The organism is Dyella sp., from assembly GCF_035503745.1.
In the GTDB taxonomy this organism is placed as follows: Bacteria; Pseudomonadota; Gammaproteobacteria; order Xanthomonadales; family Rhodanobacteraceae; genus Dyella_B.
Window position 1 is genome coordinate 220,866 of the sequence record NZ_DATJTC010000036.1, and the last position, 26,018, is coordinate 246,883.

The 26,018-nt window shown below is 64.7% G+C and carries 25 protein-coding genes; 17 read left to right on the forward strand and 8 right to left on the reverse strand.

The window, feature by feature from the left end:
- Nucleotides 1-21 precede the first annotated feature (21 nt).
- On the reverse strand, nt 22-915 hold the full coding sequence (gene dapA / locus VME63_RS14835; protein ID WP_325434117.1) for a 4-hydroxy-tetrahydrodipicolinate synthase: 894 nt from the start codon (nt 913-915) through the stop codon (nt 22-24).
- Nucleotides 916-1,028: 113 nt separating this feature from the next.
- Here dapA and VME63_RS14840 point away from each other — a divergent pair, with 113 nt between their 5' ends.
- The 7 genes from VME63_RS14840 (at nt 1,029) to VME63_RS14870 (ending at nt 7,298) form a co-directional block, all read left to right on the forward strand.
- Nucleotides 1,029-1,592, forward strand: coding sequence for a glycine cleavage system protein R (locus VME63_RS14840; protein ID WP_325434118.1), 564 nt, complete (start codon nt 1,029-1,031; stop codon nt 1,590-1,592).
- Nucleotides 1,593-1,955: 363 nt separating this feature from the next.
- Nucleotides 1,956-2,417 carry a peroxiredoxin gene (locus VME63_RS14845; protein WP_325434119.1) on the forward strand — a complete coding sequence of 154 codons (462 nt, stop codon included), beginning with the start codon at nt 1,956-1,958 and terminating at the stop codon, nt 2,415-2,417.
- A gap of 73 nt (nt 2,418-2,490) precedes the next feature.
- Nucleotides 2,491-3,870 carry a PhoH family protein gene (locus VME63_RS14850; protein WP_325434120.1) on the forward strand — a complete coding sequence of 460 codons (1,380 nt, stop codon included), beginning with the start codon at nt 2,491-2,493 and terminating at the stop codon, nt 3,868-3,870.
- Nucleotides 3,871-4,008: 138 nt separating this feature from the next.
- On the forward strand, nt 4,009-4,797 hold the full coding sequence (gene thiD / locus VME63_RS14855; protein ID WP_325434121.1) for a bifunctional hydroxymethylpyrimidine kinase/phosphomethylpyrimidine kinase: 789 nt from the start codon (nt 4,009-4,011) through the stop codon (nt 4,795-4,797).
- A 90-nt stretch (nt 4,798-4,887) separates the two neighbouring features.
- A complete protein-coding gene (locus VME63_RS14860) occupies nt 4,888-5,835 on the forward strand; it encodes an aspartyl/asparaginyl beta-hydroxylase domain-containing protein (protein ID WP_325434122.1) in 948 nt (315 codons plus the stop codon).
- A gap of 57 nt (nt 5,836-5,892) precedes the next feature.
- Nucleotides 5,893-6,792, forward strand: coding sequence for an RNA polymerase sigma factor SigJ (sigJ, locus tag VME63_RS14865; protein WP_325434123.1), 900 nt, complete (start codon nt 5,893-5,895; stop codon nt 6,790-6,792).
- Between the two features lie 38 nt (nt 6,793-6,830).
- A complete protein-coding gene (locus VME63_RS14870) occupies nt 6,831-7,298 on the forward strand; it encodes a carboxymuconolactone decarboxylase family protein (RefSeq protein ID WP_325434124.1) in 468 nt (155 codons plus the stop codon).
- 57 nt (nt 7,299-7,355) lie between these two features.
- Here VME63_RS14870 and VME63_RS14875 read toward each other — a convergent pair whose 3' ends face one another.
- The 3 genes from VME63_RS14875 to grxC form a co-directional block, all read right to left on the reverse strand.
- Nucleotides 7,356-8,369, reverse strand: a complete 1,014-nt coding sequence (locus tag VME63_RS14875; RefSeq protein ID WP_325434125.1) for an isocitrate dehydrogenase — start codon at nt 8,367-8,369, stop codon at nt 7,356-7,358.
- A gap of 300 nt (nt 8,370-8,669) precedes the next feature.
- On the reverse strand, nt 8,670-9,062 hold the full coding sequence (locus VME63_RS14880; protein ID WP_325434126.1) for a carboxymuconolactone decarboxylase family protein: 393 nt from the start codon (nt 9,060-9,062) through the stop codon (nt 8,670-8,672).
- Entirely contained in the window at nt 9,059-9,322 is a 264-nt protein-coding gene (gene grxC / locus VME63_RS14885; RefSeq protein WP_325434127.1) for a glutaredoxin 3, read from the reverse strand. The genes VME63_RS14880 and grxC overlap by 4 nt, the downstream gene beginning before the upstream one ends.
- Nucleotides 9,323-9,447: 125 nt before the next feature.
- Here grxC and VME63_RS14890 point away from each other — a divergent pair, with 125 nt between their 5' ends.
- The 9 genes from VME63_RS14890 to VME63_RS14930 all read left to right on the forward strand — a co-directional run bounded on the left by VME63_RS14890 (nt 9,448) and on the right by VME63_RS14930 (nt 22,010).
- Entirely contained in the window at nt 9,448-11,139 is a 1,692-nt protein-coding gene (locus tag VME63_RS14890) for a M48 family metalloprotease (protein ID WP_325434128.1), read from the forward strand.
- A 109-nt stretch (nt 11,140-11,248) separates the two neighbouring features.
- The gene (gene phoB, locus VME63_RS14895; RefSeq protein ID WP_115476890.1) at nt 11,249-11,938 is read left to right on the forward strand and encodes a phosphate regulon transcriptional regulator PhoB; all 690 of its coding nucleotides are present in this window, start codon (nt 11,249-11,251) and stop codon (nt 11,936-11,938) included.
- A 13-nt stretch (nt 11,939-11,951) separates the two neighbouring features.
- Entirely contained in the window at nt 11,952-13,250 is a 1,299-nt protein-coding gene (gene phoR, locus VME63_RS14900; protein WP_414648272.1) for a phosphate regulon sensor histidine kinase PhoR, read from the forward strand.
- A gap of 54 nt (nt 13,251-13,304) precedes the next feature.
- The gene (gene ppk1, locus VME63_RS14905; protein ID WP_325434129.1) at nt 13,305-15,413 is read left to right on the forward strand and encodes a polyphosphate kinase 1; all 2,109 of its coding nucleotides are present in this window, start codon (nt 13,305-13,307) and stop codon (nt 15,411-15,413) included.
- 68 nt (nt 15,414-15,481) lie between these two features.
- Nucleotides 15,482-16,999: a Ppx/GppA phosphatase family protein gene (locus tag VME63_RS14910; protein WP_325434130.1), complete on the forward strand. Its 1,518-nt coding sequence runs from the start codon at nt 15,482-15,484 to the stop codon at nt 16,997-16,999.
- 78 nt (nt 17,000-17,077) lie between these two features.
- The gene (locus VME63_RS14915) at nt 17,078-17,770 is read left to right on the forward strand and encodes a peptidylprolyl isomerase (RefSeq protein WP_325434131.1); all 693 of its coding nucleotides are present in this window, start codon (nt 17,078-17,080) and stop codon (nt 17,768-17,770) included.
- Complete coding sequence (lpxH, locus tag VME63_RS14920; RefSeq protein WP_325434132.1) at nt 17,767-18,492, forward strand: UDP-2,3-diacylglucosamine diphosphatase; 726 nt, start codon at nt 17,767-17,769, stop codon at nt 18,490-18,492. The genes VME63_RS14915 and lpxH overlap by 4 nt, the downstream gene beginning before the upstream one ends.
- A 286-nt stretch (nt 18,493-18,778) precedes the next feature.
- Nucleotides 18,779-20,224 carry a collagen-like triple helix repeat-containing protein gene (locus VME63_RS14925; protein WP_325434133.1) on the forward strand — a complete coding sequence of 482 codons (1,446 nt, stop codon included), beginning with the start codon at nt 18,779-18,781 and terminating at the stop codon, nt 20,222-20,224.
- Nucleotides 20,225-20,324: 100 nt separating this feature from the next.
- Nucleotides 20,325-22,010, forward strand: a complete 1,686-nt coding sequence (locus tag VME63_RS14930; protein WP_325434134.1) for a ShlB/FhaC/HecB family hemolysin secretion/activation protein — start codon at nt 20,325-20,327, stop codon at nt 22,008-22,010.
- A 121-nt stretch (nt 22,011-22,131) separates the two neighbouring features.
- Here VME63_RS14930 and VME63_RS14935 read toward each other — a convergent pair whose 3' ends face one another.
- Both VME63_RS14935 and VME63_RS14940 read right to left on the reverse strand, forming a co-directional pair.
- Nucleotides 22,132-23,118 (reverse strand): malate dehydrogenase, encoded by a 987-nt coding sequence (locus tag VME63_RS14935; RefSeq protein WP_325434135.1) that lies wholly within the window; start codon nt 23,116-23,118, stop codon nt 22,132-22,134.
- A 65-nt stretch (nt 23,119-23,183) separates the two neighbouring features.
- Nucleotides 23,184-24,383: an aminotransferase class I/II-fold pyridoxal phosphate-dependent enzyme gene (locus VME63_RS14940; protein ID WP_325434136.1), complete on the reverse strand. Its 1,200-nt coding sequence runs from the start codon at nt 24,381-24,383 to the stop codon at nt 23,184-23,186.
- A gap of 197 nt (nt 24,384-24,580) precedes the next feature.
- Between VME63_RS14940 and VME63_RS14945 the strand changes: the two genes are divergently transcribed.
- The gene (locus tag VME63_RS14945) at nt 24,581-24,841 is read left to right on the forward strand and encodes a GlsB/YeaQ/YmgE family stress response membrane protein (RefSeq protein WP_325434137.1); all 261 of its coding nucleotides are present in this window, start codon (nt 24,581-24,583) and stop codon (nt 24,839-24,841) included.
- A gap of 72 nt (nt 24,842-24,913) precedes the next feature.
- Here VME63_RS14945 and VME63_RS14950 read toward each other — a convergent pair whose 3' ends face one another.
- The gene (locus VME63_RS14950) at nt 24,914-25,339 is read right to left on the reverse strand and encodes a YidB family protein (protein WP_325434138.1); all 426 of its coding nucleotides are present in this window, start codon (nt 25,337-25,339) and stop codon (nt 24,914-24,916) included.
- Between the two features lie 139 nt (nt 25,340-25,478).
- Nucleotides 25,479-25,988, reverse strand: a complete 510-nt coding sequence (locus VME63_RS14955; RefSeq protein WP_325434139.1) for a peptidylprolyl isomerase — start codon at nt 25,986-25,988, stop codon at nt 25,479-25,481.
- Nucleotides 25,989-26,018 lie beyond the last annotated feature (30 nt).

The following is a 26,018-nucleotide window of genomic DNA, read 5'->3' on the forward strand; positions in this document are numbered from 1 at the left end:
GTCGAGACAGCGACCAGCCGGTCAGGCGGCGTCCGCCAAGGATGCCAGAGTCGCCAAGGCCTTGCGCAACTGCTCGCGCGCCGGGCCGTGTTCCAGTTCCACCAACGGCAGCCGCGGCATGGCCGATCCCAGCCCCAGGTCCGGCAGCCCCGCCTTCACCGCGATCGGGTTGGGAGCGCAGTTGAGCGCCTGCACCAACGGATCGAGCGCGGCGTGGCAATGCAAGGCCGCGGCGCGGTCGCCCGCGGTGGCCGCATCGCACAGCGCCCGGAAAGCCCTGGGGACGAGATTGGCCACCACCGAGACGGTGCCGGCGGCCCCCGCCAGCATGGCCTGGGCCGCGCTGCCGTCGTCGCCGGACAGATAGACGAAATCCGAGCGCACAAGTTCCGCGCTGCGCCCGATGCGCTCGGCATCGCCGCGCGCTTCCTTGATGCCGATGATGGCCGGATGATCGCGCAGCACGGCGGTGGTTTCGGGCGCGATGTCGCAGCCGGTGCGGGAGGGCACGTTGTAAAGCAGTATGGGCAGCCCCCCATGCTCGGCCACTTCGGTGAAGTGGCGGCGCAGGCCTTCCTGCGTCGGCCGCACGTAATAAGGTGCGACCACCAGCGCCGCGTCGGCGCCCCGTTCACGCGCGCGCCGGGTCGCGGCCACGGTCTTGGCCGTACCCGCCTCGCCGGTGCCGGCGATCACCGGGATGCGGCCGGCCACGTGCTCGACCGCAAAGGACAGCAACTGATCGTATTCAGTATGTTCGAGCATGTGGGCCTCGCCGGTGGAGCCGGCAACGACCACAGCCTGGGTGCCACCTGCGATCTGGAAATCGAGCAAACGGCCGAAGGCCGCCAGGTCGAGCGCCCCGTCCGGGGAGAACGGGGTAACCAGCGCGCAGATGCTTCCGCGAATGTTCATGGCGCAATCCGCACAAAACCAAGCCCAGCATGTTACTTGCGGCCCCGCGGGACGGGCAAGTAAGCTGGGGGTTCGCTCGTCGTCATCCCGCACGACGCGGGGTCGCACCGTCCATGTCCACGAACCCTTTTTCCGCGCGGTCCAGCAACGATCACCAACTGCTGATCCAGACGCTGACGCCGGCGGCGCGCACGCCCCTGCTCGCGCTGGCCAGGCGCATCGCCGATGCCGGGTGCAACCTCTCCGACGCGCGCGTATCGACCATCGGCACCGACACCTCTCTCACCCTGCTCGCCACCGGCGCCTGGGATGCGGTGGCCAAGCTCGAGACGGCACTGACCAAACTGGCGCGCGAAGAAGAGCTGCGCCTGACGCACTACCGTACCAGCCCGCGCGAACCCAGCACGCACCTGCTGCCGTATCTGGTGGAAGTGGTGTCCTCCGACCGTCCCGGCATCCTGGTGAAGATCGTGGATTTCTTCAGCCGCCACGACATCAGCGTGGAGCAGCTCAGTTCGATGCGCTACCAGGCCATGCAGACGGGCGCGGCGATGTTCCAGGCGCAGTTCACCATCGGGGTACCGGACAAGCTGCACATCGCCGCCTTGCGCGACGATTTCCTGGAGTTCTGCGACGGCCTGAATCTGGACGCCATCATGGATCCGGTGAAGTTTTAAGGATGCGCCGGCCCATTTTTCGTGGGTGGCATGATGTCCAGAAGGTCCGCAGCACAGCAAAGACTGGACGTCTTTTCAAGACGCGCGGCGCAGCATGCGCGCCTTCTGGACATCACCCTTCGGGCCGGCCCTGCCGGTCCGCATCCCTTCGATCCATCGGCTCAACAGACAGCCGGCCGGCCCTCGCCGACGCCCCTGTGACCTGCAACCAGGCAGAGCTGGCGACGCCCGCGAAAAAGGGGCCAGCGCATTCCTGAGAATGCTCCGCCTGGGATGATCTGACAAGCCTGTTTTCCGAAGCCCGACACGCGCTAGTCTGCGCTCCAGCAAGCGCAGAACTTCAGTCAGGCTTCCGGAGAACACATGCCCGACCTAGGCAAGAAAGTCCCCAAGCTGCACGGCGTCACCGGCGATGGCAGCACACTGAAACTCGATGCATTGAAGGGCCAATGGGTAGTGGTCTATTTCTACCCCAAGGACAGCACCCCCGGCTGTACCAGCGAGGCGAAAGATTTTCGCGATCTGTACCCCGCCTTCCGCAAGCGGCATGCCGAAATCGTCGGCGTTTCGCGCGATTCGGTCAAATCCCACGCCAACTTCGCAGCCAAGCAGGAACTGCCCTTCCCGCTGCTGTCCGACGCCGACGAAACCTGGTGCAACGCCTTCGACGTGATCCATGAAAAGGTGCTGTACGGGAAACGTCACATGGGCGTGGTACGCAGTACCTTTCTGATCGACCCCGACGGCAAGCTCGCCGCGGAATGGCGGGGCGTAAAAGTACCCGGCCATGCCCAGGCGGTGCTGGACGCCATCCCAACACGGTGATCTGTTCTACGTCACACGCCTTCGCCAACGTGCCACATCCCCTCCACCTCCAGCCTCGCGAGGTTCCTTCCGCATGACCGGAAGCAAGCGCATCTACGCTCTCGATACCAACGTGCTATTGCATGACCCCACCTCGCTGTTCCGCTTTGAGGAACACGACGTGTTTATCCCGATGACGGTGCTGGAGGAACTGGACGAAAAGAAAAAAGGCGCGTCGGAAGTTTCGCGCAACGGCCGCCAGGTCAGCCGTTTCCTCAACGAGCTGATCGAACGCGGCAACGGCCACGGCATCAGCAACGGACTGGAACTGAGCAGCCCCGAGGGCGTCAAGCTCCGCCGCGGTGCGGGCGTGGGTCGCCTGTACTTTCAGCAGCGCACCAGCAACGGCCACGGCAAGGCGGATAACCAGATCCTCTCCGCGGTGATCGAACTGCGCGACCAGAGTCCCGATCGCGCGGTGATCCTGGTCACCAAGGACATCAACCTGCGCATCAAGGCCAAGATTTACGGCATCGATGCGGAAGACTACGAAAACGACCGCGCGCTGGACGACTTCGCCCTGCTCTATACCGGCTCCACCGAACTGCCGGAAGACTTCTGGGACAAGCATGCCGAAGTGCAGTCGTGGAACGAGCGCGGCCGTACCTTCTACAAGGTCGATCGCCACGAGGACGAAGACTGGCATCCCAACCAGTGCCTGTTCCTGCCCGGCGAAAACAGCGTCGAACTGCGTGTACTGCACGTGGACGAACAACATGCCACGCTGGTACTGCTCGACGATCACAGCCACAGCAACCACAGCGTGTGGGGCATCGCCGCGCGCAATCGCGAACAGAACTTCGCACTCAACGTATTGATGGACCCCGACGTCGACTTCGTCACCCTGCTAGGCACCGCCGGCACCGGCAAGACGCTGCTGGCGCTCGCCGCGGGACTGGCCCAGGTGATGGACCAGCAACGCTACCGCGAAATCATCATGACGCGCGCGACCGTGTCGGTGGGCGAAGACATCGGCTTCCTGCCCGGCACCGAAGAAGAAAAGATGACGCCATGGATGGGCGCGCTCACCGACAACCTCGAAGTGCTCGCCAATCCGGAAGAAGGCGGCAGTTGGGGCCGCCAGGCGACCAATGACCTGTTGGCGTCGCGCATCAAGATCCGCTCGCTCAACTTCATGCGCGGGCGCACCTTCCTTTCGCGCTACCTGATCATCGACGAAGCGCAGAACCTCACGCCCAAGCAGATGAAGACGCTGATCACGCGTGCCGGCCCTGGCACCAAGATCGTATGCCTGGGCAACGTGGAGCAGATCGACACGCCTTACCTCACCGAGACAACGTCGGGCCTCACCTACGCGGTGGACCGCTTCAAGCATTGGGCGCATTCGGCGCACATCACGCTGCGGCGTGGCGAGCGTTCGCGGCTGGCGGATTTTGCGTCGGAGGCGATGTAGCCTTTGGCTCGTCGCTTTGGGCTCGTCATTCCGGTGCAGGTCCAAGCGCCTTTCAACAGCGAAGCTAGTCAATTTGAGCGCTACGCGCTGGTTTACCCAACTGGATCCCGGCCTGTGCCGGAATGACGAGCCAAGAGCGTGCGGCCACCCTTATCACCACCCATTGCGCTCACCATCGCCGGATCCGACTCCGGCGGTGGCGCGGGCATCCAGGCGGACCTCAAAACCTTCCATGCATACGGCGTGCATGGACTTTCCGTCATCGCCGCGATCACCTCGCAGAACACCCGCGGCGTCACCGCGGTGCACCCCGTCCCGCTCGCGCACATCCGCAGCCAGCTCCACGCGCTGTTCGATGACTTCCCTGTCGCCGCGGTAAAAACCGGCATGCTCGGCAATGCCGCCACCGTGCGCCTGGTCGCGCGCGAGCTGCGCAAGCGCAAACCGGCGTGGCTGGTGGTCGATCCGGTGATGATCTCTACCAGCGGCTCGCGCCTGCTTGACGAAGACGCCCTCGATGCGATGGTCAACGAATTGATCCCGCTGGCCGACGTGCTGACGCCCAACCTGCCCGAAGCCCAAGCGCTGACCGGCCGCACATTGCGCAATGCCAGCCAGATGATCAAGGCGGGCGAGACCTTGCGCGCCCTGGGCGCCCAGGCGGTTTTGCTGAAGGGCGGCCATGCGGCCGGCGACGATGTCGTGGACCGCTTTTTTGACGCGCGCGGCCTACTGGAAATCCGCCATGCCCGTCTCCCGCGCGAAGGCCACGGCACCGGCTGCACCCTGGCGTCGGCGATCGCCGCGGGCCTCGCCAGCGGTCTTTCCGCTCGCCAGGCCGTGCGACGAGCCAGCGCCTACGTGCATCGCGCACTCAAGCAGGCCTACCGCCCCGGCGGCGGCGCGGTCCACGTGCTGCGCCACTGAGCGTTGCAATAGCTGTAAAATCCTTGGCTTGCGGCCATCCGGCCACTTATTCCAGCCTTCTACCTGGCGCTACCCGAACCGCTTCTCACGATGGATTTCCTCAGCCCTCGCTTTATCGTCCTCTACGTGCTGCTGACCTTCGTACTGTGCGTGCTGCTGGTGCATCTGCGCGGTCGCGCGCGGTTGCGCTTTGATCGCCAACTGGTCGATCACTCGGCCATCTTCGCGCCGTACAACCTGTTGATGTACGCATTTTCCGCGGTGCCGGCACGACCGATCCTCGATCGCCGCGGCTTCCCGCAACTGGATCTGCTGCAAGCGAATTGGCAAACCATCCGCGAAGAAGCGCTGCAGCTGTTCGACGAAGGCCACATACGCGCCGCGCAGAACAACAACGACGCCAGCTTCAACAGCTTCTTCAAGCAGGGCTGGAAGCGCTTTTACCTGAAATGGTACGGCGAGCCGCTCGCGTCGGCCGAGGCGCTTTGCCCGCAAACCGTGGCGCTGCTCAAATCCATCCCCAGCGTCAAGGCCGCGATGTTCGCCACGCTGGCGCCCAACAGCAAGCTCAATCCGCACCGCGATCCGTTCGCCGGATCCTTGCGTTATCACCTGGGCCTGATCACGCCCAACTCGCGCGACTGCCGCATTTTCGTCGACGGCGAGGAGCATGCCTGGGGCGACGGCAAAGACGTGGTCTTTGACGAAACCTACGTGCACTGGGTCGAAAACAAGACCGACCAGACCCGCGTGATCCTGTTCGCCGACGTCGAGCGCCCGTTGCGCACGCGCGTCATGAACGCCATCAACCATCGTGTCGGCGCATTCATGGGCAAGATCACCGCCTCGCCCAACACCGAGTCGCCGGAAGAAAAAACCGGCTTCGTCAATCGCATGTTCGCGCTCAACCAGCGCAACCGCGACCGCAACCGGGCGTTCAAGCGCAAGTACCCCAGGCTGTTCCGGACAGTGAAATACATCGGCATGCTGATCTTCATCTGGCTGGTGTTTCTCGCCCCGTGGCCGTTCGTGCGCTGAAACCGTCACGTTTTAAGGGTGTGGCACGTCCTGGTTCGTAGCCATCGGAGATCCGCCATGGACCGCGACACCCGCTTTTTCCAGCAACATCGCTCGCGCCTGCTTGGGCTGGCCTATCGCATGCTAGGCACCCCCGCCGATGCCGAAGACGTGCTGCACGATGCATGGCTACGCTGGCACGCCCAGGACAAAAACGCGCTGGACGACCCGCAAGCGTGGCTGGTCACGGTCACCACCCGTCTGGCGCTGGACCGCCTGCGCCATGCCAAGGTCGAGCGCGAACGCTACACCGGCCCCTGGCTGCCCGAACCGCTGATCGAAAGCGGCGAACAACCTGAGGCCGAAGCCGAGCGCGCCCAAACGCTTACCGTATCCTTCCTGCTGCTGCTCGAACGGCTCAGCGCCGAGGAGCGCGCCGCGTTCCTGTTGAACGAAGTGTTCGACTACAGCCACGCCGAAACCGCCGCGATGCTGGGCATCACCGAAGAAAGTTGCCGCCAGCGCGTGCATCGCGCCCGGCAGCGGCTGCGGCAGGATCGCCCGCGCTTTCACAGCGACACGACGACCCAGCGCCAGCTGCTTGAACGCTTTGCCGCCGCGCTGGAACACCCCACCGCGCAGAACCTGCACGCTTTGCTCGCCGCCGATGCGGTGCACGTCGCCGACGGCGGCGGCGTGGTCACCGCGACGCTGCGTCCGCTGCACGGCGCCGAACGCATTGCGCGGCTGTACCTGCAAATCGCCCAACACGAACAGGGGCATCGGATCGAGCGAGCGCTGCGCATGCTGAACGGCGAACCGGCCTTGCTGACCTGGGCCGACGGCAAGCTGGTCACCGCGATCTGGATCGAGTGCGACGACAGTCAGATCGTCTCGATGCAGGTGCTGCGCAACCCCGCCAAACTGGCGCGCCTGGCAGCTGTCACGAATTCGCCGGCCGGCACGTCCTTGCATTGAACGGCCCATCCGGGCCGCCTATGGCCGAGGAAACCCCCATGTCAGCCCGTTTTTCGTATCAAGACCAGCCTGAAGCCCTCAAGCCGCTGTTTGCAATGAAGGCGCACATCGATCGTTCCGGCCTGGAGAAAAGCCTTACCCACCTGATCATGCTGCGCGCCTCGCAGCTCAACGGTTGCGCCTACTGCATCGACATGCACAGCAAGGAAGCCCGCGCCGAGGGCGAAACCGAGCAGCGCCTGTATGTGCTGCAAGCCTGGCGCGAAGCGCCGTTCTACAGTGCGCGCGAACGCGCGGCGTTGGCCTGGTGCGAAGCCGTGACGCGGCTCGATCCGGTGCACGGCGTGCCGGACGATGTGTATGAACAAGTGCGCAGCCAATTCAACGAGCGCGACCTGATGGACCTCAACATGCTGGTGATCATGATCAACAGCTGGAACCGCATTGCGATTCCTTCGAGGATGGAGCCAGGCCATTTCCAGCCGACCAGCCGCAAGGTCGCTTGAGGCCAAAGAAAAGACCGCCTTGGGGCGGCCTTTTCCCTTGTTTGCGCATCCTGCCGATCAGGCCTTCACGCGCCGGGCGATCGCCTCGCCAAAACTTTGCGTGGAACCCTTGCCGCCGAGGTCCGGCGTGACATGGTCGCGGTCGTTCGCCATGGTGTCGCGGATCGCCTGGCGCAGCGTGTTGCCCTTGTCCACCATGCCCAAGTGATCGAGCATGTCCGACGCCGCCAGCAACAGCGCGCACGGATTGGCAATGCCCTTGCCGGCGATGTCCGGCGCAGAGCCGTGCACCGCCTCGAAGATCGCCGCGTGCTCGCCGATGTTGTCGCCGGGCGCCAGGCCCAAACCGCCGACCAGGCCGGCGCAAAGATCAGACAGGATGTCGCCGAACAGATTGGTGGTGACGATCACATCGAACTGCTCCGGACGCATCACCAGCTGCATGCAGGCATTGTCCACGATCATTTCGTTGAATTCGATCTGCGGGTATTCCTTGGCGATCTCGCGCGCCACGTTGAGGAACAGGCCCGACGCGGTCTTGATGATATTGGCCTTATGCACCGCGGTGACTTTCTTGCGGCCCTTCTTTACCGCCATCTCGAACGCATAACGCACGATGCGCGCGCTGCCCTTGCGGGTGTTGCGGATCATCGAGGTGGCGACTTCACCATCGTCGGAAATCGTCTGGCCTTCGGCAAGGTAGGCGCCTTCGGTGTTCTCGCGCACGGTGATGATGTCGATGTTCTCGTAGCGCGCCTTGGTGCCCGGGAAACTGATCGCCGGACGCACGTTCGCGTACAGGTCGAAGTGGCGGCGCAGCGTGACGTTGATCGAGGTGAAACCGCCGCCCACCGGCGTGGTCAGGGGCCCCTTCAGCGCCACCTTGTGCTTGGCGATGACGTCGAGCGTAGCCTTGGGCAGCAGGTCGCCGTGCTTTTCCAGCGCAATCATGCCGGCTTCGACGGTGTCGTAGCTCAGGCCGCAATCCAGTGCATCGAGCACGTGCAGCGTGGCGGACATGATCTCCGGGCCGATACCGTCGCCCGGGATCACCGCGATGGTCTTGCTCATGGGGGAACTCCTTGGAATGAAGCAGATATGCGGCGCGAGGGGAAGCGGCGCCGGCTGAAATCCGCTCAATTATCGCCGATGCGCGTGTCGGCGAATAGTCCGAAGGGGTTTTGAGACGTTGCAAATCCTCGCATGGAGCGTTGCATAGGCTCGAACAGGCAAGGTGCCCAGGGCGTTACTTCCGCCCACTCCGGGCACGCGCAGAGGACACAGGGAGGTGCCGGGCTTAGATCAAAACCCGGTGCAAGACGGCCGCCTCACCCCAACCCTCTGCCCGACGGGGAGAGGGCGCAAAACAGATCAACCGTGATCCTGGCAGCTTTCGCCGCCGGCCACCGCGTCGCCCGCTTCCAGCCGATCAAGGAAATCCACCGCGCGGCGCAGGTGCGGAATGACGATCGAACCGCCCACCACCAACCCGACGCTGAACACCTCGAAGAATTCCTCTCGCGTGACGCCGGCATCCTTGCACTGCGCCACGTGATAGCTGACGCAGTCGTCGCAACGCAGCACCATGGATGCCACCAGGCCCAGCATCTCCTTGGTTTTTACGTCCAGCACGCCGGCCTTGTAGGTTTGCGTATCGAGCGCGAAGAAGCGCCGCACGACCTGATTGTCCTCGGCCAGGATGCGTTCGTTCATGCGGTGGCGAAAGGCCGTGAATTGGGCGACACGATCCTTTTCATCGCTCATGCGGCCTCTCCCAGCAGTTGCGCCAGCTTGCCGCTGCGATCGGCGGCCACCAGGTCGTCGTAGCCGCCCACCAGCTGATCGTTGATGAAGATCTGCGGCACGGTGCGGCGGCCGCCGCTGCGCGCGAGCATGGTTTCGCGCTTGGCCGGATCGGTATCCACGCGCACCTCCTCCCATGCAAGGCCCTTGGCCTTGAGCAGGTTCTTGGCGGCCACGCAGTAAGGGCATTGCGCGGTGGAATAAACTTCGATCTTGGGCATCGCAAAAAAAACTCCGGAATTCCTTGCGCCGAAAATGGCGGTGGCGACCTTCAAAAGCAAGCCGTTTGGTACTGAACTGCAACCCATCCGAAAGGTCTCACGTGTATTGTCGTTCATCTATGACCATGGCACCACGACATCTACGTAAACGCTTGCTGACCGCGCTGGCCATGGGCGGCCTGACCCTGGCTGCCGGGGCTCAGGACAGGCCCGACGACGTGCGCCTGCCGGACCTGGGCAGCTCGGCCAACGCGCTGATTTCGCCGCAGGAAGCGCAGGATTACGGCGCCATGATGCTGCAGCAGATGCGCGCGCTGGACATGACCGTCAACGACCCGCTGCTGGACGACTACATCAACAACCTGGGCTTCCGCCTGGTCGCCAACTCGGCCAAGCCGAAGGATCACTTCGCCTTCTTCATCGCCAAGGACCCGGTCATCAATGCGTTTTCCGCGCCCGGCGGCTATATCGGCATCGACTCCGGGCTGATCGTCATCACGCGCACCGAAGACGAGCTGGCCGCGGTCATGGCGCACGAAATCGGCCACATCACCCAGAATCACTTGCAGCGCGCCTACGAAGAGGCCAAGAAAGACACCCCCCTGATGGCGCTGGTGGCCCTGGGCGCGATCGCCGCCGGTGGCGCCTCGGGCGGTCAGGCCGCCGCCGCCGCCCTGCTGGGCGGCCAGGGTGCGCTGATGCAGAAGGAAATCAACTTCACCCGCAAGGACGAAGCGGAGGCGGACCGCACCGGCATCATGACGCTGGCCAAAGCGGGTTTCGATCCCAATGCGATGGCGGAATTCTTCCAGCGCATGGAAGACGTGATGAGTGCCGACTCCGGCGGCATCGCCGTGCCGTCGCTGCTGCAGGACCACCCGGTTACCGCCGAGCGCATCAGCGATGCGAAAGCGCGCGCCGTGGCGCTGATCGCCGAAGAAAAGGACCGGCCCAGCGGCAATCTGCTGGACAAGGCCACCTGGGCGGATAAAACCGCGCCGATCGCCTATGTGAAGGACCCCACCAAGCTGCTCGCCGCACACGGCGGCCCTTCCCCCAGCACCTATCTGCTGATGCGCGAGCGCGTGCGCGTGCTATCGGGCGACGCTTATCGCATGAGCACCTATTACGGCTCGCTGATCGGCCACAAGCCCGGCTACGACACCCCCGAAAACCGCTACGGCTACGCGCTGGCGCTGACCCGCAGCGGCCAGGGCGCCAAGGCCATCGAACAATTGCAGCCGGTGCTGGCCAAATATCCGGACAACCTGATCCTGCGGCTGGCCATGGCCGATGCGCGCCTGCAGGCCGGCCAACGCAGCGCGGCGCTGGACATCTACGCCGCATTGAACACGCAGTCGCCACGCAACAACGCCATCGGCCTGGCCTACGCCAATGCCCTGACCCAGGGCGGCAGTCCCGCGCAGGCAGCCCAGGCCGCGGACATGCTGCGGCCGATGCTGGAGAATACCGACGAGCCGGACATCTTCACCGCCTACGCCAAGGCGAGCGAAAAAGCCGGCGACACCGTCCGCGCCGGCGAGGCCTATGCCCAGGCCAGCTACCTGTCCGGGCGCCCGTTCGACGCCATGGAACAGCTCAAGGCCCTGCTCAAGCGCCAGGACCTGGACTACTACGCCCGCGCCCGCATCCAGGCCCATATTTCCGAGCTGACCCCACTGGTGCTGGAGCTGCGCAAACGGCGCATTTCCACCGACGACAACCCCGACGGCACCAGCCAGAGCCCTCAGCAGCTGGGCTCCAACGCGGCCTGTGCCGGCCGGTTTTGTTTCGGGCTGGGCAACGGCCAGCCCTGAAATACGCCACGTAACGGGCTTTGCGACACGGTTTTCACGCCGTGTCATTGGCGCGTAACATTGCACCGCTGCAATATTTGCGTCATAGGCCACCCCAAACGGACTCCGCGTGCACAAACGCATCCTTATCGTCGAAGACGAAGCCTCCATCCGCGACATGGTCGCCTTCGCCCTGCGCAAGGCCGGTATGGACACCGCCCAGGCCGCCGATGCACGCACGGCGCAGATGTCCATCGCCGAGCAGGTCCCGGACCTGATCCTGCTGGACTGGATGCTTCCCGGCACCAGCGGGCTGGACCTTGCGCGCCGGCTGCGCAAGGAAGAACTCAGCCGCGAAGTGCCCATCATCATGCTCACCGCGCGCGGGGAGGAAATGGACCGCGTCAACGGCCTGGAAGCGGGCGTGGACGACTATGTCGTCAAACCCTTCTCCACGCGCGAGCTGATCGCCCGCATCAAGGCCGTGCTGCGCCGCAGCCAGGGCGACGATGGCTCGGGCATGGTCGAGCTTGGCCGCCTGCGTATCGACGGCCCGGCGCACCGCGTGTTCGCCGGCGACGAGCCGGTGCCGATCGGCCCCACCGAGTATCGCCTGCTGTACTTCTTCATGACCCATCCCGAACGCGTCTATTCCCGCGCGCAGCTGCTCGACCATGTGTGGGGCGGCAGCGTGTACGTGGAAGAACGCACCGTGGACGTGCATATCCGCCGCCTGCGCAAAACGCTCGAACCCTGGAAGCTGGAAGACATGGTGCAGACGGTGCGCGGTGCGGGCTATCGATTCTCGGCCAGCCCCTGACGCGCGGCTTGCCATGAACCGTCCGGTCGAACGCGCCTGGAAACTTCCGATGGCGCTGACCGGCGGATTGGCTGCGGGCGCCCTGGCCGGCTGGTTCGCCGCCGGTCATGTCGCCACCGGCGTGGCGCTGGCCGCCATAGTGGAGATTGTCTTCCTGCTGACGCACTTGCGTCACATTGCTCAGCCCATGATGAGCTCATCGCCCCGCCCCCCCGCGAACGACCCCGATCAACCCCGGCACGACCGATTCATGATGCGATCCCGACGCCTCGCCGCCAACCTGCATGATCTGCGCCGCGCCGCTGGCAATTTGCCGGACGCGATCGTGCTGCTCGACCAGGATCAGCACGTGCGCTGGTTCAACCATGCCGCGGAAAATCTGCTTGGCCTGCGCCGCCCGCAGGATCGCGGCGTAGTGCTGCGCGAAAAGCTGCACAATTCCGAACTCGCCGGCTGGCTGGAAGAAGCCTCGCCGGAGTCCTTGAACGACGTCAGCGCACCCGGCCAGCCCAGCCGCCACATCAATGTGACGCTGCTGCCGTTCGGCCAGCGCCAGCGGCTGCTGCTGGCGCGCGATATCAGCCACATGTCGCGCCTGGAGCAGATTCGCCGCGATTTCGTCGCCAACGTTTCGCACGAATTGCGTACGCCGCTGACCGTGATCCACGGCTATCTCGAACTGCTGGACCCCGAAGACGTGCCGCATCTGGCGCCGGTGCTGGGCGAAATGCGCGCGCAATCAAAGCGCATGGGGCAGATCGTGGAAGATCTGCTGATGCTCTCGCGCCTGGAAACGCAGGACCACGTGACCGACGAGCGTGTGCCGATGGCGCCGCTGCTGGCTACGCTGCGCAAGGAGGCCGAAGCGTTGAGCCAGGGGCGCCACAGCATCAGCGTGGAGTCGACCGCCGAACTGGACCTGCTCGGCTCGCCCAAGGATCTACATAGCGCGCTGTCCAACCTGGTCAGCAACGCCGTACGCTACACGCCTACCGGCGGGCGCATCATCATCCGCTGGGAGCGCACCCCCGAGGGTGCCAATTACTCGGTGGTCGACACCGGCTACGGCATTCCGGCCGATCACCTCTCGCGGCTCACCGAGCGCTTCTACCGCGTCTCCTCCAGCCGTTCGCGCGACAGCGGCGGCACCGGCCTTGGGCTGTCCATCGTCAAGCATGTGCTGGGGCTGCACCAGGCGCGCCTGGATATCTCCAGCGTGCCCGGCCAGGGATCCACCTTCACCTGCTGCTTCGGCCGCGAGCGCCTGCTGACGCCCGAAGTGCACGACAGCAAGAGCCTTGACGGCCACTGAGCCAAATGCGGCAACCGATAGGCGCAAGCGTGCCTGATGAGTAAGAATGGGCGGATGCCACGCCGCCAAGCCAATCAACCCGCCGTCAAGGAAATGCCCCAGCCCGAGCTGTTTCTCAATCGCGAGCTGGCGGCCCTCGAATTCAACTTCCGCGTGCTCGCCCAGGCGCGCGATACCAGCCTGCCCCTGCTCGAACGCCTGCGCTTTCTGAGCATCGTGGCCAACAACCTCGACGAATTCTTCGAGGTGCGCGTGGCCATGCTCAAGCAGCGCCATCAGTTCGGCTCGGCCACGCCCGGGCCGGACGGCATCACTTCGGGCGAACTGCTGCCGCGCATCCGCGAACGCGTGCTGGAGCTGGTGCGCGCGCAGTACAGCACCTGGCAGCACGAGCTGGGCCCGGCGCTCGCCGCCGAGGGCATCCACTTCCTCACGCGCAAGCAGTGGACCAGCGCGCAACGGCGTTGGCTGCAGGGCTATTTCGAGAACGAAGTGCTGCCGGTGCTTTCGCCGCTCGGGCTCGACCCGGCCCATCCGTTTCCGCGCATCCTCAACAAGACGCTTAACATCGCCGTGGTGCTGCAGGGGCGCGATGCCTTCGGCCACGAGGGCCACATGGCGCTGGTGCGCGCGCCGCGCTCGCTGCCGCGCATCATCCGCATCCCGGAGGAAGTGGCCGGCAAGGGCGACAACTACGTGTTCCTGGCCGAACTGCTGCAGGCCTTCGTCGACATGATGTTCCCCGGCTTCAAGGTAGCCGGCTCGTACCAGTTCCGCGTCACCCGCAACAGCGAACTGATCGTGGAAGAAGAGGAAGTGGCCAACCTCGCCCTGGCGCTCAGCGAGGAGTTGCTCGGCCGCGGCTACGCGCGTCCGGTGCGGCTGGAAATCGGCAGCGACTGTCCGCAATCGATCGTGGCGATGCTGATCGGCAACTTCGAGCTGGAGGAAACCGACGTCTATCGCTGCGACGGGCCGGTGAACATCATCCGCGCCGGCCTGGTGTATGACGAACTGGACCGCCACACCCTGAAATTTCCGCGTTTCGTGCCGACGTTGCCCAGCGCGCTGGGCAATAGCCGCAAGCTGTTCGAAACGCTTAGCCAGCGCGACATTTTGCTGCACCATCCGTATGAGTCGTTCGGCGCGGTGGTCGATCTGTTGCGCGAAGCGGTGCAGGACCCGGACGTGCTGGCGATCAAGCAGACGCTGTATCGCGCCGGCAAGGACACTCCGCTGGTGGATCTGCTGGTGGAGGCCGCGCGCAACGGCAAGGACGTCACCGTGGTGATCGAACTGCGCGCGCGTTTCGACGAGGAAGCCAACATCCGCCTCGCCACGCGCCTGCAGGAGGCGGGCGTGCAAGTGGTGTACGGCGTGGTCGGTTTCAAGACGCATGCCAAGATGATGCTGATCGTTCGGCGCGAAAACGGCCACCTGCGCCGCTACGTGCATCTTTCTACCGGCAATTACCACCAGACCAACAGCCGCCTTTACACCGACATCGGCCTGATGACCGCGCATCCGGAAATCGGCGAGGACATCCACAAGGTGTTCCAGCAATTGTCGGGGCTGGGGCCGATGATCAGCTTGAAGCGCCTGCTGCATTCGCCGTTCACGCTCTACAAGAGCGTGCTGGAGAAGATCGAGCGCGAAGCCGGACACGCGCGCAATGGCCGTCCCGCGCGCATCGTGGCCAAGCTCAATGCGCTCAACGAATACCATGTGATCGAGGCACTCTATGCGGCCGCGCAGGCGGGCGTGGAGATCGACCTGATCGTGCGCGGCGCGTGCGCGCTGCGTCCGGGCCTGCCGGGCATTTCCGAGCGCATTCGCGTGCGCTCCATCGTCGGGCGCTTTCTCGAGCACAGCCGCGTGTACTGGTTTGCCAACGATGGCGAACCGGAGATCTACTGCGCCAGCGCCGACTGGATGGAACGCAACCTGATGCGGCGCATCGAAGTGGGTTTTCCCATTCTCGATCCGACGCTGGCCGCGCGCGTCTACGATGAAACGCTGGCCAATTACCTGGCGGACAACACGCAGGCGTGGCTGCTCGACAGCAACGGCCATTACACGCGCGCCACGCCTGGCGATGAAACGCCGCATAGCGCGCAGCAGACACTGCTGGAACGGCTGTGCAGCATGACAAGCTCCAACTGACCATCGCGCGACCTACTGCCTGAGCGATACATGCGAGAATCCGTGCCAGCCCCGATCAGAGCGTTCCCATGAGTCTCGGCGACCAGATGCAGATCAAGGACGGTGAACTGATGGCCGCCGTCGACATCGGCTCTAACAGCTTCCACATGGTGGTGGCGCGCATGGAACACGGTGAGCCGCGCGTCATTGATCGTCTGCGCGAAACCGTGCGCATGGCCGCGGGCCTTCGCGCCGACGGCACGCTGGACGCCGAGCACCGCGCACGCGCGCTCAACTGCCTGGCGAAATTCGGCCAGCGCATCGCCGGCATTCCCACCGTGCGCGTGCGCGCCGTGGCCACCAACACCGTGCGCCGGCTGGCTTCGCCGCACGCCTTCTTAAGCGCGGCGGAAGCCGCGCTTGGACATCCGGTGGACGTGGTCTCCGGGCGCGAGGAAGGGCGACTGATCTTTCTGGGCGTGGCGCACGACCTGTCCACCTCGCGCGAACCGCGGCTGGTGATCGACATCGGCGGCGGCAGTACCGAATTCATCATCGGCCGCGGGCTGGCGCCGATGCACACCGAAAGCGTGCAGGTCGGCTGCATTGCCTCCACGCAACGCTTCTTTCCCGGCGGCAAGCTGACGCGCAAGCGCTGGCAGCGCGCGCGCGGCGAGATCGGCGTGCTGCTGCAGCAGTTTTCCGAGGAATATCTCGAAGCAGGCTGGACCGACGCCTACGGCTCCTCCGGCAGCGCCAAGGCCATCGGCTCGGTCGTGCAGGCCATGAAGCTCTCCGATCACGGCGTGACGCCCGCGTCGATCGCGGCGCTGCGCGATGCGATGCTCGACCAGGGCCAGATCGGCACGCTCAAGCTGCCGGGGCTGGGCGAAGAGCGCACGCCGGTGTTCGCCGGAGCGGTGGTGATTTTCGAGGCCGCCTTCGCCGCACTGGGCATCCAGCGCTTGCAGGTATGCGAAAGCTCGATGCGCGAGGGCCTGCTATGGGACCTGATCGGCCGCGCCGGCGGCAGCGATCCGCGTACGGCCAGCATCGACGCGCTGGCCAACCGCTACGGTGTGGACCGCGCCCAGGCGCGGCGCGTGGAATCGACCGCGCTGATGCTGTTCGACCAGGTGGCCGCTCACTGGAAGCTCGATGTCGAGGCCCGCGAGTGGCTGTCCTGGTCCGCGCGCGTGCACGAAATCGGCCTGGCGATCGCACACAGCCAGTATCACCACCACGGCGCGTACATCCTGCGCAACGCCGACCTGGCCGGTTTCTCGCGGGAAGAACAGCATCTGCTGGCCGCGATCATCCAGGCGCATCGCCGCAAGCCGGACAAGACGATCTTCTCCGCCCTGCCCCAGCGCTATCGCCAGTTGGCCAAGCACATCACCGCGATCCTGCGTCTGGCCGTGCTGTTTCGCCGCTCGCGGCGCGCCGAATCGTTGCCGCAGCTACAGCTGGCCGCCACCGCGCAACGCCTCACCGTGCGACTGCCGGCCGCATGGCTGGAACAGCATCCGCTGACCGAAGCCGACCTGGAGCAAGAAATCGCGCCCATGGCAGAGCTGGGACTTGCGCTGGCGCTGTCCACAACCTGAGGCCGATTCCGGCCAGGTGAGCCAAAGCCGCGTCCGGCCGCGTATCATGCGCGGATATTTCCGCTGCGTCCGATCGTCATGCCCAAGCACCTGCTGAGAGCTTCGTCGTTTCTGCTGGCCCTGCTGCTCGTCTGCCCGCTTGCCCTTGCGCAAACGGCCAAGCCCGCGGCAACGCCGCCGGCCACGCTAGCCGCCGAAAATCCCAGCGTGATCATCCACACCTCCGAAGGCGACATCACGCTGGAACTCTTCGCTGACAAATCGCCCAAGAGCGTGGCCAACTTCCTGCGCTATGTGCATGAAGGGTTTTACGCCGGCACGGTGTTCCACCGCGCCATTCCGGGCTACCTGGTGCAAGGCGGTCTCTACACCAAGGATCTGCAGCCGCGCCGCACCCATTCGCCGGTGCCCAGCGAAGCGGACAACGGCCTGTCCAACCTGCGCGGCACCGTGGCCGTGGCGCGCGGCGCGGATCCGAATTCGGGCACGTCGCAATTCTTCATCAACCTCGTCGACGACCGCCGCCTGGACTATGTCGGCAACCAGAGCGGGCTGACCTGGGGCTACACCGTGTTCGGCAAGGTGACCAAGGGCATGGACGTGGTGGACAAGATCGCCAACCTGCCCACGCGCGCGCTGGGCCCGTTCGCCGCCGACGTACCCAATCCCCTGGTGACGATCGAAGGCATCCAGGTGGTGGGCGAAGCCTCGCCTGCACCGGCCGCTTCCGTCGCGGCGCCGGCCGCCGGCGCCAAGCGCAAGACTCCATGAGTTCGCTGTTCATCGCCGACCTGCATCTGGACGACAGCCGCCCGCAGATCACCTCGCTGTTCGAACAGTATCTGGCGGGCGACGACGTTCGCGGTGCCGATGCCCTGTACATTCTGGGCGATCTGGTCGAGGCCTGGATCGGCGACGACGACGATGCCGAGCTTCCGCGCCGCACCGCCCGTGCCACGCGCGCAGTGCGCGACGCGGGCGTACCGGTGTATTTCATGGCGGGCAACCGCGATTTCCTGCTGGGCGATGCGTTCGCCGAGCGCGCGGGCCTCACCCTGCTCGAAGACGGCACCGTGCATGACCTGTACGGCACTCCCACCCTGCTTATGCACGGCGACGTGCTGTGCACCGACGATGTGACCTACCAGGCGGTGCGGCGCAACGTGCGCACGCCCGAGTGGAAAGCGCAGGTGCTGGCCATGCCGCTCGACGCCCGCCGCGCCCTCGCGGCGCAAGCGCGCAAGGACAGCCGCGCACATACCGGCGCCACCCAGGAAACCATCATGGACGTCAACGCCCAGGCGGTGGCCCAGGCCATGCGCAAGGCTGGCGTGGGCCGGCTCATCCATGGGCACACGCATCGGCCTGCCATTCACCGCTTCGATTTGGACGGCCAGACGGCCGAGCGGATCGTGCTCGGCGATTGGTACGAGCAGGGATCGGTGTTGCGGATCGCACCGGGAACGCTTCAATTGAGCGTTTTGCGCGACTGAGGAATAAATCGTGCCAACGCGGGCACCTTGCAAGACGCACATTCCGGCTTTGCGCTTTTCGTCACGTTTTTCGCCCGAATCATAGACACTGCCTGCACAAGGCATTCACACCAGCGCTCGCACGATGATTTCGCCCGACGGCACGCATGGCGCGTGTTGGTCCAGGCCGATGAGGGGGCATCGGTAGCAAAGTTTCCGGCATGCATGAGCCGGTCGGGGGATAGAAACGTCTGCTTTTTTCGCATCCACACAGGTGGAACGCATTGCGTTCGTGGAGTGATCGATCATGCGTAGCACATCTTCGGGCAAGCTTTTCAAGCAAACCCTGCTGGCCAGCGTCATGGTGGCGGCGGGCTTGTCGTTGGCCGCATGCAGCGGCTCGGGTTCAGTGCGCAGCTCCGGTGGCGGTACCTCGGTCAGCCCCAGCAGCAACGGTTCGGGCGGCAGCTCGGGCGGCAGCTCCGACTCCGGTAGCGGCGGCTCCGGGACGTCCGGCAGCAGCGGCAACAGCGGTACGGGTAGCGGTGGGTCGGATTCCGGCTCCGGCTCCGGTGGAAGCTCCGGTGGAAGCTCCGGTGGAAGCGGCAGCGGTTCCGGTTCAGGCGGCACCTCGCAGCCCGCCAACCTGCTGGGCAGCGTCGCGACCGGCGCCGGCGGGGTGGTATCCAGTCTGGGCGGCGCGGTCAGCACCGTCGGTGCGCAGACCTCCAATCAATCCCTGCTCGGCGGCAGCAACGGCACCACCCAGGGTCTGGGCGGCGTGCTGACTCAAACGGGCAATGCCGTCAGTGCCTTGGGCAACGGCGTAACCAATGGCCTAGGACAGACCGGCAACACCGCCAATCCCCTCGGCACCACCGTACAAAGCCTCAGTGGCGTGGTGGACGACTCGGGCCTGGCCGTCAACGATCTCGGCCAGACGGTGAGCAGCGTTGGCGATTTCCAGGGTTCGCCCATTCAACCCATCACCGCCAACCTCGGCGGCGCCGTCTCGACGCTCGGCAACGATGTGTCGGCCGGCAGCGTGCCGTTGCAAGGGGTACTCAGCACCGGCGCGGCCAATGCGGTGACGCAGACCGGCAGCAATGTGGTGACGCCGATCGCCAGCCTGGGACAGAGCAACAGCGGCGGCAATCTGGTTGCCACGGCGTCGCAGGCGGCCGGTGGCGCAACCAGCGGCACCGGCAACATCGTGTCGTCGCTGGGCACGACGCTGGCCGGCGCCGGCTCCAGCGTGCCGGGCGCCGCGCCTGCCACGCAACTGGCGGGCACGACCCTGCAAGGCGCGGGCGCCGCCGTCACGACGCTAGGTAACGGCATCACCAGCGGCCTGGGCCAGGCCGGCAGCACCAGCAACCCGGTAGGCACGACGGCCGCGGGCGCCACCAACGCCGTGGCGGGCGTCGGCCAGACGCTGACCGGTACCGGGCAAGCCTTGGCGAACGCCGCGACGGGTTCGGCCACAGGACTGAGCCCAGTGACCAACCTGGTCGGCAATACCGTGGCTACCGTAGGTACGACGGTAAACACTGTCGGCACCACCGGGACGACGGCCGTCAGCGGGTCGCTGCAGACGGTTACGCAACCGGTCAGCAATGCCGTCAACGGCGTGGCCAACCTCACGGGTACCAGCGGCACCGGCGGCTTGCTCGGCAGCGTGAGCAGCGCTGCGTCCAGCAGCAATAGCAAAAGCGGCAGCTTGACCGATCTGTTGGGCAAACACTCGCTTTGAGCGGTTGAATAAACCGTTGGCGTGACGCGATGAATGGAGGCGGCTGCAAAGCCGCCTCCCGTCCATGGGCGACGGATAACAAAAAAAGCAGGGGCACCGCATGAAGGCTTGGATCGGCCCGGCTTTCGGTATTTCGCTGGTGATGTCGATGCAGGTTGAGGCGCAAGTGCGCCCTCCGGCAAGCGCCAATCCGCTACAGAATCTGCCGCGCGTGGAAACACCCAACGCGCCACGCGTCAATACGCAGGTGCAGGCGCAAGCGCCCAATCCGCGACTGGCTGCCTTGCTTGCCACGTCGGTGACGCCACGCCGCTTTGACGTGGTAGGCGTGCACGCGATCGCCTTCAAGGAAGTGGCCGCGCTGTTCAGTCCCATGACCGGCAAGACCGTGCGCGTGGCCGACCTCCTGGCCGCGGCGGCAAAGATCAATGCGCTGTACAAGGCGCACGGGTATGCGCTGTCCTTCGGCTACCTGCCTGCGCAGAACTTTGCCGACGGCCATGTGCGCATCATCGTGGTCGAAGGTTACGTCGCCGAGGTCGTGGTCAAGGGCGATGCCGGCAACCTGGAGCCGAAGATTCGCGCTATCGCCGCGCACATCACCCAAGACCGCCCGTTGCGCCAGCAGACGTTCGAGCGCTATCTGCAAGTGCTGGGCATGCTGCCCGGGCTGCACATCAACGCCAACGTGCCCGCGCCCACCACCACGGACGGCGCGACGCGTCTGACGCTCGACGTTACGCGCACGCGTTTCAACGCCACCAGCGGCATCGATTTCAATCATCCTGGCGTGCAAGGTCTTACCGGCGTAACTGAAAACGGCATGCTGCCGTTTGCCGAGCAGATCGGCTTTCGCACACTCTTGCCGACCGGTCCGGGCGACCAGCGCCTGTATTCGCTCTCGTATCTGCAGCCGCTGGGATCTGACGGCCTGATGCTGCACGCCAGCGGCTCGCACTACCAGGGCAACCCGGACACCGACAACCAGTTGCCGTATTACCTGCAGCAGTACCTGCGCCAGAATCAATTCGTGCTGTCAGGCAGCTATCCGCTGCTACTGGACAACCATACCAACCTCACCGCTACCGGCGGCATGTACGCCACGGACCTGGATGAGACCTACAGCAACACGATCACCGGCGCGCGCCTGATCCAGAAGGATGACCTGCGCGTGCTCGATGCCAAGATGGATTACGTGTGGTCCGGCGACAAGAGCGCACAGAAAATCGACCTGGAGATCGCGCACGGCGTGAACGGTCTGGGCGCCAATGCAAGCGTCGTCACGCAAATCGGAGGCCTTACCCAGGTTTCGCCGGCCGACGCGACCTTTACGCGCTACGACGCCACTTTCATCCAGAGCAATATCTGGCCGCATCGCCTGGGCACGGTGTTCAACGTTACCGGCCAATACAGCAACAACACCCTGCCCTCCACCGAGCAGATCAGCTTCGGTGGCCCGCGCTACGGCCTCGCCTACGATCCCGGCGAAACGGCCGGCGACAGCGGCTGGGGCGCATCGATGGAATTGAACCAGCATTACGACCTGTCCAATCGCTGGATCAAACAGGTGACCCCTTACATCATCGGCCAATGGGCGCGCGTTTATCTCAACCTTGGCATGCCGGCACCGGCGCGGCTTGGCAGCGCGGGAATCGGCGTGCGCTGGACGGACAAGCATTACTACTCGTTCGACCTGACGGTGGCGCAGCCGGTTGGGGACAAGCCGCTTGGCGCCAAGCATCGCCAGCCGCGGGTGAATTTTGCTTTCAGTTATCAGCTTCGTTGAGGTATGCGCTTTTGCCAATGGCTGACCCGAAAGCATAGGGGCCTGCGCGCTTTTGATACATAAACGAAGAGGCCACCCTCGCGGATGGCCGTTCGTCTAACACCATGGCAAAACCGAAGACTTACTTCTTGGCAAACAAGTGCTCGACACCTGCGCGCTCTTCGCGCAGCTCCTTATCGGTGGCGTCCATGCGGGCACGCGAGAAGTCGTTGATGGCCAGGCCCTGCACGATCTCGTACTTGCCGTTCTTCACCGTCACCGGATAGCCGTAGATCACGCCCGGCGCGATGCCGTAAGAACCGTCGGACGGAATGCCCATCGACACCCAGTCGCCCTCGCCCGTGCCCAGCGCCCAGTTGCGCATGTGATCGATCGCCGCGGAAGCGGCCGAGGCGGCGGAGGATGCGCCGCGCGCCTTGATGATGGCCGCGCCGCGCTGCTGTACGGTGGGGATGAAATCCTTCTCATACCAGTTCTGGTCGATCAGGCTGAGCGCCGGCTTGGCGTCGACGGTGGCGTGGTGCAGGTCCGGGTACTGGGTGGAGCTGTGGTTGCCCCAGATGGTGACTTTCTTGATGTCGGTGGTGTGCTTGCCGGTCTTCTCGGCCAGCTGCGACAACGCGCGGTTGTGATCCAGGCGCACCATGGCGGTGAAGCACTTCGGATCCAGGTCCGGTGCGTTCTGCTGCGCGATCAGCGCATTGGTGTTGGCCGGATTGCCGACCACCAGCACGCGCACGTCACGCTTGGCGTGATCGTTCAACGCCTTGCCCTGCGGCGAGAAGATCGCGCCGTTGGCTTCCAGCAGATCCTTGCGCTCCATGCCCGGGCCGCGCGGACGCGCGCCGACCAGCAGCGCGTAATCGACGTCCTTGAACGCGACATTCACGTCGTCGGTGGCGACCACGCCGGCCAGCGTCGGGAACGCGCAATCGTTCAGCTCCATCACCACGCCCTGCAGCGCGGGCAGCGCCGGGGTGATTTCAAGCAGATGCAGGATCACCGGCTGGTCCGGGCCGAGCATGTCGCCGGCAGCGATACGGAACAACAGGGCGTAACCGATCTGGCCGGCAGCGCCGGTCACGGCAACACGAACGGGGGCTTTCATCGTGGCAACTCCTTCAGGTGCATAAAACAGGGCCCGCGTCGTTAACCAGGCGGGCTGGGAAAGGATCAATTCAACTCAGCGAAGAACTCGACGATACGGGCGAGGCCGGGTTCCAGCTGGGCCGTGGGACAGGTGTAGGAAATACGCATCGCACGCGGCTCGCCGAACGCCGAACCCGGCACGCACGCCACGCCCTTGGCGCCGAGCAGGGCCGCGCAGAAATCGACATCGTTTTCGATGCGCGTGCCGCCATGGCTTTTGCCGAACGCTACGGAGATATCCGGAAACGCATAGAACGCGCCCTGCGGACGCGGGCACACCACGCCGGGTATCTTCCCAAGCGCGGCGAGCACGATGTCGCGCTTGCCGGCGAATTCCTTGCACTTGGCCTGGGGAATATCCTGCGGACCGCTGAACGCGGCAATGGCCGCCGCCGCGATCACTTCGGGCACGCTGGTGATGTGGTTGGAATTGAGCGTGGTGATGGCCTTGGCTACCGGCTCCGGCGCCGCGATCAAACCCACGCGCCAGCCGGGCATGCCGTAGGTTTTGGACACCGAGTCGACGAAAACCAGCCGGTCGCGCAGCTCCGGCCGCGCAAACACGAAGTTGTGGTAGCCGATACCGTCGAACACCATCGAGTTGTAGATATCGTCGGTGACAATCCAGGTGTCCGGATACTTCACCAGCACGTCGGCGAGCGCGGCGATTTCCTCGCGCGTGTAGACCATGCCGGTGGGATTGGACGGATTGTTGAACAGAAACACCTTGGGCTTGCGCGCCAGCGCGCCCTCCAGCTGCGAGGGCGTGAGCTTGTAGTTCTGCGCCGGGCCGCAGTGCAGCACGTTGGCCTTGGCGCCGACAATGTCGGCAATGTCGCGGTAGGTGGTCCAGTACGGCGCGGCAAAGCAGATTTCGTCGCCTTCGTTGAGCAGCGCTTCGGCCAGGTTGTACAGCACCTGCTTGGCGCCGATGCCAATGGACAGGTTCATGCGCGTGTAGCCGTCAAAGCCCAGCGCCTGGATGTGTTTGAGGAATGCGTCCAGCAGCGCGTCCGAACCGCGGTTGCTGCCGTATTGGCCGCTATCGTGCGAAAGCGCCTCACGCGCGGCGGCGTAGACATGCTCGCCGGGCAGGAAGTTGGGGACGCCAATGGAGAAACTGATGATGTCGCGGCCGGCAGCCTTGAGCTGCTTTGCCGTTTCGGCGATGACCATGATCGCGCTGGGTTTGGCGCGGCCGACACGCTGGGCAAGCTGGGGCATGGCTTCCTCGAGTGGGGACAGGGACAGCAAGCCCTCGAATTTTAGCATGTGGCGCTGCGGCATCCGTGCCCTGGCCGTCTTTGGCCGAAAAACTCCTATTGCCCCGCCGCCGTCCGCTGGCAAGATGCGGATGCCGCCGCATGGCCGGGCGGAGGAACGTCATCCATCAGCAGTCTCGACACAGACGCAAGGAGTAGATGCCTATGTTCCACATTATCTGGTCCATCATCGTTGGTTTCATCGTCGGCGTTATCGCTCGCTGGATCGTGCCGGGCGCCGAGCATTACGGCTTTATCATGACCACCGTGGTAGGTATCGTCGGTTCCATCATCGGCGGCTTCATCGGAACGTTGTTCAAGAAACCCGAGCCTGGCCAGAAATTCCATACGGCAGGCTTCATCATGTCGATCGTCGGCGCCGTCATCTTGCTGTATTTGCTGCGTTTTATTGCGCACTGAAAGCCGTATTGGACGCACAAAAAAGCACGGCCGGTCACCCTGCCGTGCTTTTTTCATGGCCCTGGCCCGTGCTCAGGCGCTGCGGGCAGCCAGCAACCGTTCGGCCAGGCCGCCCAGCATCGACAGATCGAAGCCGCCACCGCCGGAAGGTGCCTGGCCATCGGGCGTGAGGTGATCGACCGCGTGCGGCAGCACCTGCGCCAGCTGGCCTACCAGTTGGCTGGGGTCCACGCCGAGTTTGCCGGCCGCATCGTTCACTACCGAATCCAGGCCGGTTTTCTGCAGCACCTGATTGAGCTGGTCGCCGGAAATGGCCTGGTTGGCACCGCTGCCGATCCAGGATTGGACCGTCTCTCCCAGTCCGTGCTGCTGCAGCGTGCTTGCCAGCCCTTGCACGCCGCCGGCCTGCTGGATCAACTGGCCCGCCACCGATACCAGCGACGATGCTCCACCCGCATCGCCCTGACCACCGCCCAATAGACTGCCGAGTAAGGACATGGCTGCACTCCTTTGAAGTAGAGGGATCCAACGACCGGATTCTATGTCCACATCCACTACACAGTCGTAACAGCGGTGTGAAAAAGGCCGCCAGGGCGAACCGTGGCGGCCTTTGCGCGATCGTGGGCGGATGGGCCGGTCAGCCGCGCTGGTCGAGCACCTCGTTCCATTCTTTCACGCGCGCCGATTCCTTGGCCAAAAGCGCATCGACGTCGCCTTCCACGGTGACCTTCTCGATCGTGTCGCCTTGTGCGATGGCATTGACCACCGCCTGGTCTTCGGCGCCGACCACTTCGCCAAACACGCTGTGCTTGCCGTCCAGCCACGGCGTTGCGCCATGGGTGATGAAGAACTGGCTGCCATTGGTGCGCGGGCCGGCGTTGGCCATCGACAGCACGCCGGGCTTGTCATGGCGCAGCGAGGCGTGGAATTCGTCTTCGAAGCGGTAGCCCGGGCCGCCACGGCCACTGCCTTCGGGGCAGCCGCCCTGGATCATGAAGTCGGGGATCACGCGGTGAAACGACAGGCCATCGTAATAACCGCGACGCGCCAGATTGACGAAACTCGCCACCGTCACAGGCGTCTTGTCGTCATGCAGGCGCAGGTGGATCGGACCGCAGTGGGTGGTGATCGTGACGTTGATGGCCATAGGCATCCCTTAGTGGTATGGAACGGACAA